The organism is Clostridium sp. D33t1_170424_F3, from assembly GCF_015667585.1.
Classification (GTDB): Bacteria; Bacillota; Clostridia; order Oscillospirales; family Acutalibacteraceae; genus Anaeromassilibacillus.
On record NZ_JADPEG010000028.1, the window covers coordinates 1 to 11,200 of the forward strand.

Below are 11,200 nucleotides of genomic sequence, written 5' to 3' on the forward strand. Positions count from 1 at the left end.
CGCCAGCGCCGCCTCCTTCTGTTATTTCACCAAAATGCCCGCATCGGACTGCATCATAATAAAAATCTGTTCCTCCATGCCGGTGGAAGCGTTGATATAAACCAGCACGCGGTCGTCGTTTTCGCCCTTGCACTGGAATTCGTAGCAGAGCACCTCATTCAGGCCCGGCGTGGGGATCAGCGCCAGTCCGGCGCTTTCCACCGTGAGCGCGGGGCTGACGGACCGCTGCGCCTCGTCCTGGCTGAGCTTCGGCTCCAGCTTCGCACGGTCGTGGTGGTTCATAATATAACCGGTCGCGTTGTACTCCACAATATCGCCTGTGTCCAGCGCCACGCTGACCTTGACCAGGTCGGGGTAGCACACGGCGTAATCCTGCGTGTAGGCGTAGTTGATGGTGCAGATGCCGTCGTTAATCACATAATAGCTTTCCTTCATGTTGCGGATGCCCTTGGCGTTCAAAAAGTTCTGCGCGGCGGCCTTGGCGGCGGCTTCGTCCAGCTGCATGCCGCCGATCTCGCGGGAATCCGTCATGGCGCAGACCACGCCGCCCGCCTTTGTAACGGAGATGCGGATGGCGCCGTATTCAAAATTGTACATGGGCAGGCCGCCGTCGTTGTCCTGTGTGTGGGTCAGCTTGTCCTGCGTCAGGCCGAGAAATTCCGCGGCGTTGTTCTGCGCGTTGCCCTGCGGCACTTCCGCCAAACCCTCCAGCAGCTTGGGCTTCATCTGCCCGATGTGGTCGGAGAACGGGCCGTCGTAGATCAGGGACGGGTAGTCCGTGAAGTCGTCCGCCGTCTGCCGGAAGCTTTCGTCCACCGGGCCCGCGTCAAAGTCCGGCTGTACCTCGCGCAGGCTTTCCTTCAGCTTGGCGGCGTATTGCTCCAGGTTCTTCATGGAGGCGTATTCCTCCTCCGTGATCTTGCCGCCCGCGGAAATGCGGCTGGAGAGCGCCATGGAGAAGTCGCCCACCTGCGAAATATACTTGTTCACGTTGGAAAGTGTGCCGTTTTCCAGCGGCAGAATGGACAGCGCGGCCTTCGCCATGCTGGTTTCCCTCATCAGCTTGGCGGCAAGCCCGTTCTGCTGGGTGGGGGTGTTGGCGTAGACGCTCTTGTTGAGCGTGTTCTCAATGTTGTCCACGCAGTCGCCCAGGTCCATTACCGCGCGCTGATAGTTGTAGTTCAGATTCATTTTGTACTTGGAGGCCTGCACGTATCCGCTGACGGTGGTGCCGCCGAGCACCACGATTACGGCGATCATCGCAATGGTTAGCATCACAAATTTCCTGTTCTGTTTCATAAAATTTGAACCAGCCTTTCCTGACAGAGGTGTTCTGGAAGATACGGTTATTTTTAACAGCTGCCCGCCCAATTATGCGGGTTTTCGATTGCGAAAACGGATATTGTGGGCTATAATAGGGAAGTTGTGAGAACGAAAAAATCGAAACGCGGGGGCAAAGTATGGACAGCAGAGTGGAAGCATTCTTTACATCGGTCAAAGGCAAAGCGGCGGCGTTCTGCGGCATCGGCGGCAGCAACCTGCCGCTGATCCGGATTTTCCGGGAGAAAGGCGCGCGGGTGATTGCCTGCGACCGCCGCACGCGCGAACAGCTCGGAGAAAAAGCGGAGGAGCTGGAAGCGCTCGGCGTGGAGCTGCGTCTGGGAGAGACGTATTTGCAGGATCTCGACGTGGATATGATCTTCCGCACCCCCGGCATGAAGTTTACCCTGCCGGAACTGGAAGACGCGCGCCGGCGCGGCGCGGCGGTCACCTCGGAAATGGAGGTTTTCTTCGACCTCTGCCCCTGCAAAATATATGCGGTGACGGGAAGCGACGGCAAAACGACCACCACGACCATTATCTCGGAGTTTTTAAAGGCCGCGGGTAAAACGGTGCACCTCGGCGGCAACATCGGCCGTCCGCTGCTGCCGGAGATTGAGAGCGTCCGGCCCGGCGACGCGGCGGTGGTGGAGCTTTCCAGCTTCCAGCTGATTTCCATGCGGAAAAGTCCGGCGGTGGCGGTGGTGACGAACCTGTCCCCCAATCATCTGGACGTTCACAAGGATATGCAGGAGTATATCGACGCAAAGAAAAATATTTTCCTGCACCAGAACGCGTTCAGCCGCACTGTGCTCAACGCGGACAATACGATCACCGCTTCCTTCGCGCCGGAGGTGCGCGGGCAGCTCTTCCAGTTCAGCCGCAAAGACCGCTGTGCGTACGGCGCGTGGGCGGACGAACAGGGGAATATCTATATGGCGCAGGGCGGCCAGGATACCTTTATTCTGAACGCTTCGGAGATCAAGATTCCCGGCGCGATCAACGTAGAGAATTATCTGGCGGCGATTTCCGCCGTTTGGGGCGACGTCGATTTAGAGGTGATCCGGCAGGTGGCGCGGAACTTCGGCGGCGTGGAGCACCGCGCGGAGCTGGTGCGCGAGCTGGACGGCGTCAGATGGTACAACGATTCCATTGGGACCAGCCCGACCCGCACGGCGCGCGGCACGCTGTCCCTGTACGACCGCAAAATTATCCTGATCGCGGGCGGCTACGATAAGAAGCTTCCATACGATTCCCTCGGCCCGGTCATCGTGGAAAAGGTCAAAACACTGGTTCTGATGGGCGCCACCGCGCCGAAGATCGAGGCGGCGGTGCTGGCCGCTCCGGCCTGCCGCGAGGGAAGTCCAAAGATTCTGCACGCCGCTTCAATGGAAGAGGCGGTCCGGCTCTGCCGGAAGGAAGCGGAACCGGGCGACATTGTTTCGCTTTCCCCCGCCAGCGCGAGTTTTGATCTGTATCCCAATTTTGCGGAGCGAGGCAATCATTTCAAACAGATTGTAAACAGATTGGAATAATTTGATATAATGATACGATTTGTATAAAAGGAGAACGCCATGGAGGAATTAAAAGAATTGCTGTTTGCGCTCTGCGCGGAGCCGGGCACGCCGGGCGACGAGTGCGCCCCTGCAAAGCGGGCCGCGCGGGAGCTGCTGAATTTTGGGGAGACGGCAGTCGACCGCATGGGCAACGTCGTGTGCCGCATGGGAAAACGGGACGCCAGGCGTCACATCCTGCTGGACGCGCACATCGACCAGGTGGGCCTGATCGTGACCCGCGTGGAGGACTCGGGCTTTCTGCGCGTGGACCGCTGCGGCGGTACGGACCGCCGCGTCCTGCCCGGCAGCCCGGTGACGGTTTTTGGAAGGGAAACGCTGACGGGCGTCGTCTGCTGTATGCCGCCGCACCTCACCGACGGCGGGGAGGACAAGGTGGAAGGCGTGGATCAGATGGCCGTTGACGTGGGCCTGACCGGGGAAGAGGCCAAAGCGCTGGTTTTCCCCGGAGATCGCGTGCTGGTGCGCGCGCCGCAAAAACGCCTGCTGGGAAACCGCATCGCGTCCCCCGCGCTGGACGACCGCGCGGGCTGTGCGGCGCTGATCCGCTGCGCGCAGCTGTTACAGGAGGAGCCGCTCGGCTGCGCGCTCACCATACTGCTCAGCAGCAGGGAAGAAACCGGCGGGCAGGGCGCGGAAACCGGCGCGTTCGCGCTGGAGCCGACCGAGGCGGTCGCGGTGGACGTGAGCTTTGCCGCGCAGCCGGGCGTGGACCCGGCAAAATGCGGCAAACTGGGCGGCGGGCCAATGATCGGGATCGCGCCGGTGCTTTCCCGACCGATGACGGACCGACTGGTGCAGCTCGCAAAGGAAAAGGACATCCCGTACACGCTGGAAATCATGGGCGGGGAAACCGGCACCAACGCCGACGCCATTGCAACCGCAAAGGCGGGCGTCCATACGGCGATGGTTTCCATCCCGCTGCGGTATATGCATACGCCGGTGGAGGTCGTCGACGTGCAGGACGTGGAGCACGTCGCGCAATTGCTGGCGGCCTATGTAAAGGGGGCGGAATAAATGGCGGATCTGAAACTTTTGGAAACACTCTGCGCCGCGCGCGGTATCTCCGGATATGAGGATGAAGTGCGCGAACGGATCCGGAAGGAAATCGAACCCTATGCCGATCGGTTGGAGGTCACGCCGCTGGGCAACCTGATCGCCTTTAAAAAAGGAAAGCAGCGCCCCAAAACCAGGCTGATGCTTAACGCCCACATGGACGAGGTGGGCATGATCGTGACGCACATCGGGGAGGACGGTCTGCTCCGCTTTGCGACCGTCGGCGGCATCGACCGCCGCGTGCTGTGCGGCAAGCCCGTCACCGTGGGCGGAAACGTAGGGGGCGTGATCGGTGCGAAGCCCATCCACCTGCTGACCGGCGAAGAAAAAGAAAAATCCGTCCCGGTCAGGGATTTGTATATTGACATCGGCGCGGCGGACCGCGAGGAAGCGGAGGCCGTCGTGCGGCCCGGCGACCCGGTGACGTTTGATTCGCTGTTCGATACGGCCCACGGTATGGTCAAGAGCCGCGCACTGGATGACCGCGCGGGCTGCGCCATCCTGATCGATCTGCTGAAAAGCGACCTGCCGTACGATATGATGTTCGCGTTTGTCGTGCAGGAGGAAACCGGGCTGAACGGCTCCAAAACGGCGGCGTTTGCCATCGCGCCGGACGCGGCCATTGTGGTGGAGAGCACCACCGCCGCCGATGTGGCGGGCGTGCCGGAGGACAAGCAGGTCTGCCATGTGGGGAAGGGGCCGGTGCTGTCCTTCATGGACCGCCGGACCATCTACGACAGGGAGTATTACAGGATGGCGTTTGACGCGGCGGAGGAAATCGGCGTAAACTGCCAGGCGAAGCAAGCGGTTGCCGGCGGCAACGACGCGGGGGCGATTCATGTATCCCGGGAGGGCGTGCGCACGGTAGCGGTGTCCCTGCCCTGCCGGTATCTGCATTCCGCCGTGAGCCTGATTTCCCAGCAGGATTTCCACGACGCGGAGACGTTGATTGCGCGCCTGGCGGAGAAGATCGCCGGCGCGGAACCGGTATGATTCAGCAGGTCAAGGCCCTCGCGGAGCTGGACCCGTTCCGGGGAAGCGCGTTTGCCTGCCGGATTCGCGCCACGGCGGAGGCCTACGGGCTGGATTATCCCTTTGCGCGTTTCTGGGTGCAGGGAGAACACGCGGCGCTGTGTTTGCTGGATGATGTGTTGGTTTTGGATGTGCAGCCCGGCGCGGAGCCGGAAGAGCTTGCGTCGTTTGTACGGATGGCCGGCGCGCGGACCGTGCTCTGCGCAGAAGAAGCCGCGCGGGAGCTGTTGTTCTCCGTTTCCGTCGCAGGTGAAATCATGGCGCTGGAATCCATCGACGCACCGGAGGCCGCTTGCGAATGGAATCCCAGCCTGCGGGAAGTCCACGCGCTGCTGCACGACTGTGAAAGCGCGTCCTTTGTGCCGCCGGAGTTCGAGCCGTTCTATCTGGACCTGTCCCACCGTATCCGGCACGAAACCGCGCAAACGGTGGGACTTCGTCAGAATGGACGTCTGGCGTCGTGTGCCGTTTGCTCCGCGTGTACGGAGGAGGCCGCCGTGTTGTCCGCCGTGGCGGTGCATCCGGATTTCCGGCGGCAGGGCCTGGGCGCGTTGGCGGTGCGGTCGCTGGCTGCGTCGTTACATAGACAAAAAACCTATATTTTCCGGGCGGACGGAGAGAATGAAGCGTTCTACCGCGCCCTCGGATTTGCCGGGTGCGGCCGCTTTGCGGAGCTGCATCCGTGAGAAAGGAATTCTTCATGAAAGATAAGCGCTTTGAGGTGGCCTACACACAGGGCACGATGGACGTCATCCGCGTGCTGGTGGACCGGGAAACGGGGGTTCACTATCTGCACGTTTCCAGCGGATACGCAGGCGGGCTGACGCCCCTGCTTGGCAGGGACGGAAAACCGGTGGTCACGCCGGTCAGCCCCTTTGAAAAATAAAATTGACAGGGAAAAGGAAAGAGAGGGAGTCCCGTGATATACCCAGATTTTCGGATAGATGAGAGCATCCAGAGCGCCGCGAAGCGCGCCATGGAAAAGATTGCGCCGGTCCTCGTGGGGATCGACGAAACCACAGACTACAACCAGCAGAAGATGCTGGCGGCGTTCATCGAGGCGGGCGTCAGTGAGAGTCATTTTGCGGCGTCCACCGGCTACGGCTACGGCGACCGGGGCCGCGAAGTGCTGGATCAGGTGTACGCAAAGGCGCTGGGCGCGGAGGACGCGCTGGTGCGCTACAATTTTGTAAGCGGTACGCACGCGCTCACGGTGGCGTTGTTCGGCGTGCTGCGACCGGGCGATAAGATGCTCAGCGTGACCGGCCTGCCGTACGATACGCTGCGCGGCGTGATCGGCCTGACGGGGGACGGGAACGGCACCCTGAAGGAATTCGGCATTGCCTATGAACAGATCGACCTGCTGCCGGACGGTGCGCCCGATTATGCGGAAATGGAGGAACAAATTGATCCGTCCGTGAAAATGGTGTATGTCCAGCGCTCCCGCGGATACAGCCTGCGTCCCTCTTTGTTTGTGGAGGATATTGCGCGGATCGCGGAGATTGCGAAGCGCAAGGCCCCGGGCTGCATCGTCATGGTGGACAACTGCTACGGCGAGTTTGTCCAGCGCGATGAACCGACTTCCCACGGCGCGGACCTGATGGCGGGTTCCCTGATTAAAAACCCCGGCGGCGGCGTGGCCCCGACCGGCGGCTACATCGCGGGCCGGAAGGACCTGGTGGAAAGCTGCTCTTATCGCCTGACCACGCCCGGCACCGGCAAGGAGATCGGCTGTACGCTCGGTAACAACCGGGAGCTGTTCATGGGCGCGTTTCATGCGCCGCATGTGACAGGCGAAGCGCTCAAAACAGCGGCTTTCACAGCCGCTTTGTTTAACGAATTTGGCTATGACGTGACGCCAAAGCCGGACGAGCCTCGCGCGGATATCATCCAGGCGGTTTTGCTGCGCCGGGAGGAGGCGCTGGTGGCCTTCTGCCAGGGCGTGCAGAAGGGCGCGCCGGTGGATGCGTTTGTCACGCCGGAGCCGTGGGACATGCCCGGCTACGATTGCAAGGTGATTATGGCGGCGGGCGCCTTCACGCTCGGCGCTTCCATTGAGCTTTCCGCAGACGCGCCTCTGCGCGAGCCGTACGCGGCCTGGATGCAGGGCGGCCTGAATTTCCACAGCGGGCGTCTCGGCGCGATGCTCGCGGCGCAGTCCATGCTGGAGCGGGGGATTTTGGGCAAATAATCTTGCATTCCGGCAGGGAATTCGATATAATAACAGTTGTCAGTGTAAAATGGAAAGTAAAAAATTGAGGACCGATGGTTGCTGGCAAGGCCCCTGGTTTTGCCGCTTGAGTCGTTCAACAGAGGATCTTTAAAAGTAACATTTAACTTTTTGTTTTTCACTTTCAACTGAATATGCGGGTATGGTGGAATTGGCAGACACGCCAGATTTAGGTTCTGGTGGGAAATCCGTGCAGGTTCAAGTCCTGTTACCCGCACCACATTTTGTCGAAAGAAGTCAGTTGCTAAAAAAGCTGCTGACTTCTTTCATATTTTACAATTTATAGTATACTGCTATTTGCTTTGCGGAATTTTTTCTTCTTGTGGTATAATAATTGCCACCATTTTAAATGTATCATGAAAAACTTCGAGGGTTAAAGGCTATGCACCGTGAAACCTATCTTCATTATTTCTTGCATGCCAAAGATATATTTTGTCGAAAGACGTCGATTGCTGAAAAGCAGTCGGCGTCTTTCGTTTCTATATAACTTTACGTATTATTAAAAGTTGTATTGTGAGAAATAATTTTCTTAATGTATAGTAACTCGGTGAATCTAAAGGAACTGCGCGAGTTCGAATTTCTGAAGACTTTTCTACCCATTTATATTTATTCGTCAAAGGCTTGACAACATATAAAGCTGCGCATATAATACAAACCACAGATACAAAAAACAATTTTTTGTGGGACAAAAAAGGGAGAATAGTTATGGCAAATCTATTAACAGTTTCTGAAATTTTAGAATCAACTGGTATTGCTCGTACTACATTGTATCGTATGATTGACGAGGGATTACCATATACACAAGTGGGGACGCGTAAGAAATTATTTATACTTGAAGAAGTACAAGAATTTATAGATAAACGAAAAAATGACCTTATTACAAAGCTAGAAATTGGAAAAGAGTACTATAATGAGGAACTTTGCGCAATATTTAAGTGTAGTACACAAGGTGGTATGCGTAGGTCACATTCTACAGATGCACTTGTACTTATTTCGCACCACGACGATCCTAATAATGCATATATGGATTATTGGAAAAATGATGTTCTCTATTATACAGGTATGGGAATGGAGGGCCCACAAGATATCAATTTTGCTCAGAACAAAACACTTAACGATTCAAATAGTAATGGAGTCATCAACTATCTTTTTGAAGTTTTTAGTAATAAGAAATACATGTATCGAGGTATAGTAAAACTAATAGGGAAACCATTTCAAAAAGAAGAAATTGATTTTGCAGGAAACTTAAGAATGGTCTGGAAATTCCCTTTAAAACTCATCAATCAAAACCTTTTGGACGAGCATTTTATAATTAAAGAACAGAAAATGGTTGGTGATGCGATACAAGATATCTCCAATGAAGAACTGAAAAAGAAAATAGCTAGTGTAGACGGAATTGCCCGCTCACGCATAACAAAGGCCATAACTTACGAGTATAATTTGTATGTTCATGAGTATGCAAAACGAAGGGCACATGGCCGATGCCAATTGTGTAAAAAAGAAGCTCCTTTTTTTGTGAACGGGAAACCATTCCTGAAATCCTATCATTTATGCCCGTTATCTAAGGGCGGTTTAGACGTAGTTAATAACGTTGCTGCGCTATGTCCTAATTGTTATGAAAAGCTTATACATGTCCACTTGAACGAGGATATAGAAGAAATTCAAGCGCAGATAGAAAAAGATGCCATTTGATTAATTAAATGGCATCTTTTATAGGAATATAAAAGTCTATGCATTGCTCCTTTTTCAATTTCAATTGTTCGAGTGTTCGCGAACTTTACTAATACTGAGCGATTGCATCTCGTTTGTCCGCCAAAGACAAAACCTGCGGCGTGCATTTTGCACATCGCTGGTTTCTTTTTGTCAATATACTCGTAACTAATAACGCGAACTCTTTCCGTTGAGAAGGGTTCGCATTTGTTTTTGTATACCAACAAATATAATATGGCAAGCCGGAGCGCCTTCTCTTTCAAGTGCGGCCCTTTCTGGTTACAGCTTCCTTTCTTTAATGTGTGAATGCCCGCAGTGAATAAACAAAATAAAAAACAGCCCTTCTCCTGAAAATCATGGCAAACGGAGAATCTGAAAGCGCACATTCAAGCCCGGATGCATAGAATGGAGCAAAGCGGAGAAAGGCTGAGAGTGCGTATGGAGGAAGAAACACGCTCTTTTCGGCCGGCTGGATGCCGTTGGCGGTTCCATCTTTTCCTCCGGATTTTATATGCATTAAATTCTATTCATCCAGCGTGGACAGCTGGTGTGTACCAATGAGAGGGACGCCCAATCCGCCGCCGGTTTATCCCATCCGTCACCCGGCGTGGATCAAGCCTTTTGGCTCTCTTTTCATTCCAGTGGCCGCTCTTCTGCGCTGAAACTACCTGGACTTCGTGGAGTGCAGCTGAAAGCAGACCACTGCGGCAGGCCAGGTGCTCCCGATTAGGAGGGTTTCATACACATGGCATATTCAGACCTGGAGCTTTTGGCACGCATCGTCAAATGTGAGGCGGGGGGCGAGGGAGAGAACGGGATGAAGGCGGTAGCCTCGGTGGTGATGAACCGGGTTAACGTAACATACGGGGAATACGGACGGCTCAATACTGTCCGGGAGGTGGTCTTTCAGCCCCGCCAGTTCACCTGCGCAATGGAGTCCGTGGGAGGGCGCTACAACGCCCAGAACATCTATAACATGGCGCTGGAGCAGGTCAATTGGGACATCGCCGAGTGGGCCATGGCGGGCAACCGCCTGACCAACCTGGGTATCGCCCTTTGGTTTTTCAATCCTTTCAGCCCCAACTGCCGAAACAATTTCCCTTCCCGTGTGGGAGAATTCGTCATCCGCATCGGCGACCACTGCTTCTATAACCCGACTGACGCCTACGCGGACACTTAGATTTGGAGGTTAACCCTATGGACCAATTTTTCCCCAATACGGTTCAGGACATTGTCCCAACCAGGGCCAATGAAAACAACGGACTTAACGTCCCACCCCAGCCGGATTTTGATACCCCCGCCATGCAGGGCTCTCTTCAGCAGGCCCTGAGCGAGAACCTGGGACAGTTCGTGGTGGTGGAATTCCTGATCGGCACCCAGAGCATTCAGACAAAGTCCGGTATTCTTTATGCGGTCGGAAACAGCGTCCTCACCCTCTATGAGGAGGCGACGCAGACCTTTGTCATCTGCGACATGTTCTCGGTGAAATTCGTCACCTTCTACCTGCCAGGACAGCGGCCCCAGCGCTATGCGGGCCCTTATAACGGCGTGACGCCTGCCGTGCCCGCTGACTTTGGTCCGGTTATGCCCGGTCCCGGCGGCGGCGTGATCTTTTCCGGTACTCCTAACATAGACAATATGAACGGAATGGGCGGCGCCAGAAATGGAATGAATGGCATGAACAGAATGAACAATTTTCCCGGAATGGGCTGAGAAGAGCCGCACAAAAAACAATAAAAGAAAAAACTTGACTTTTTACAAAAGTATGGTATACTATAAAAGTATTCTAAATGTACTAATTGATTTCCGCGGTGTATTAAATCAATTTCGTTTTGATTTGATACGCCGCGGTTTTTTGTTCGGATATTTTTGAATGTAATTTTTTACAGGAGGTGCCACTTATGAATAGAGGTACTGTCAAATGGTTCAATGAGAGCAAAGGATTCGGATTTATTTCCAACGACGAAGGCGGCGAGGATGTGTTCGTGCATTTTTCCGCGATTATCGGAGAGGGATTTAAAAACCTCATGGAAGGCCAGCGCGTGACCTACAACACGGAGCAGGATCCCAAAAACAGCAGCAAGCTTCGCGCGGTTAACGTCAGCCTCGCCTGATTGGTCTGCATAGATGCATGTAAGATGCCCCCGGTCTAACCGGGGGCATCTTTTTGTTTTAATCAGCTTTAGCAAAAGGACAACCCCCGGCTAAGCCGGGGAGAGTAAAAAAGATTAAATAGTGAAAAAACCTTCTGGTAGAATAAAGTCGCGGTCGGTCAACT

11 protein-coding genes and 1 tRNA gene are annotated in these 11,200 nt (G+C 55.0%); 11 read left to right on the plus strand and 1 reads right to left on the minus strand.

Annotated features, from left to right (window positions below; translation table 11 throughout):
• Window positions 1-21: 21 nt before the first annotated feature.
• Window positions 22-1,299 (minus strand): PepSY1/2 domain-containing protein, encoded by a 1,278-nt coding sequence (locus I4V53_RS13630; protein ID WP_195986243.1) that lies wholly within the window; start codon window positions 1,297-1,299, stop codon window positions 22-24.
• A 161-nt stretch (window positions 1,300-1,460) separates the two neighbouring features.
• Here I4V53_RS13630 and murD point away from each other — a divergent pair, with 161 nt between their 5' ends.
• From murD to I4V53_RS13685, 11 genes are all read left to right on the plus strand, one after another.
• Complete coding sequence (murD, locus tag I4V53_RS13635; RefSeq protein WP_195986244.1) at window positions 1,461-2,855, plus strand: UDP-N-acetylmuramoyl-L-alanine--D-glutamate ligase; 1,395 nt, start codon at window positions 1,461-1,463, stop codon at window positions 2,853-2,855.
• Between the two features lie 39 nt (window positions 2,856-2,894).
• A complete protein-coding gene (locus I4V53_RS13640; protein WP_195986245.1) occupies window positions 2,895-3,911 on the plus strand; it encodes a M42 family metallopeptidase in 1,017 nt (338 codons plus the stop codon).
• Window positions 3,912-4,943, plus strand: a complete 1,032-nt coding sequence (locus tag I4V53_RS13645) for a M42 family metallopeptidase (RefSeq protein WP_195986246.1) — start codon at window positions 3,912-3,914, stop codon at window positions 4,941-4,943.
• Window positions 4,940-5,668, plus strand: a complete 729-nt coding sequence (locus tag I4V53_RS13650) for a GNAT family N-acetyltransferase (protein ID WP_195986247.1) — start codon at window positions 4,940-4,942, stop codon at window positions 5,666-5,668. The genes I4V53_RS13645 and I4V53_RS13650 overlap by 4 nt, the downstream gene beginning before the upstream one ends.
• A complete protein-coding gene (locus I4V53_RS13655) occupies window positions 5,665-5,868 on the plus strand; it encodes a DUF6440 family protein (protein WP_353616531.1) in 204 nt (67 codons plus the stop codon). The genes I4V53_RS13650 and I4V53_RS13655 overlap by 4 nt, the downstream gene beginning before the upstream one ends.
• Before the next feature lie 33 nt (window positions 5,869-5,901).
• Entirely contained in the window at window positions 5,902-7,173 is a 1,272-nt protein-coding gene (locus I4V53_RS13660) for a methionine gamma-lyase family protein (RefSeq protein WP_353616532.1), read from the plus strand.
• A gap of 175 nt (window positions 7,174-7,348) precedes the next feature.
• Window positions 7,349-7,432 (plus strand) — tRNA-Leu (locus tag I4V53_RS13665).
• A 485-nt stretch (window positions 7,433-7,917) separates the two neighbouring features.
• Window positions 7,918-8,904 carry an HNH endonuclease gene (locus I4V53_RS13670; RefSeq protein ID WP_195986248.1) on the plus strand — a complete coding sequence of 329 codons (987 nt, stop codon included), beginning with the start codon at window positions 7,918-7,920 and terminating at the stop codon, window positions 8,902-8,904.
• 763 nt (window positions 8,905-9,667) lie between these two features.
• Window positions 9,668-10,102 (plus strand): cell wall hydrolase, encoded by a 435-nt coding sequence (locus I4V53_RS13675; protein WP_195986249.1) that lies wholly within the window; start codon window positions 9,668-9,670, stop codon window positions 10,100-10,102.
• Window positions 10,103-10,119: 17 nt separating this feature from the next.
• Entirely contained in the window at window positions 10,120-10,635 is a 516-nt protein-coding gene (locus I4V53_RS13680; protein ID WP_195986250.1) for a hypothetical protein, read from the plus strand.
• A 188-nt stretch (window positions 10,636-10,823) separates the two neighbouring features.
• Entirely contained in the window at window positions 10,824-11,036 is a 213-nt protein-coding gene (locus tag I4V53_RS13685; protein ID WP_195986251.1) for a cold-shock protein, read from the plus strand.
• The last annotated feature ends 164 nt before the right edge of the window (window positions 11,037-11,200 follow it).

Coding starts and splice junctions, on each gene's coding strand:
- I4V53_RS13630 (WP_195986243.1), bottom strand. CDS start 1,299: ATGAAACAGAACAGGAAATTTGTGATGCTAACCATTGCGATGATCGCC.
- I4V53_RS13675 (WP_195986249.1), top strand. CDS start 9,668: ATGGCATATTCAGACCTGGAGCTTTTGGCACGCATCGTCAAATGTGAG.
- I4V53_RS13685 (WP_195986251.1), top strand. CDS start 10,824: ATGAATAGAGGTACTGTCAAATGGTTCAATGAGAGCAAAGGATTCGGA.
- I4V53_RS13670 (WP_195986248.1), top strand. CDS start 7,918: ATGGCAAATCTATTAACAGTTTCTGAAATTTTAGAATCAACTGGTATT.
- I4V53_RS13680 (WP_195986250.1), top strand. CDS start 10,120: ATGGACCAATTTTTCCCCAATACGGTTCAGGACATTGTCCCAACCAGG.
- I4V53_RS13640 (WP_195986245.1), top strand. CDS start 2,895: ATGGAGGAATTAAAAGAATTGCTGTTTGCGCTCTGCGCGGAGCCGGGC.
- I4V53_RS13650 (WP_195986247.1), top strand. CDS start 4,940: ATGATTCAGCAGGTCAAGGCCCTCGCGGAGCTGGACCCGTTCCGGGGA.
- murD (WP_195986244.1), top strand. CDS start 1,461: ATGGACAGCAGAGTGGAAGCATTCTTTACATCGGTCAAAGGCAAAGCG.
- I4V53_RS13645 (WP_195986246.1), top strand. CDS start 3,912: ATGGCGGATCTGAAACTTTTGGAAACACTCTGCGCCGCGCGCGGTATC.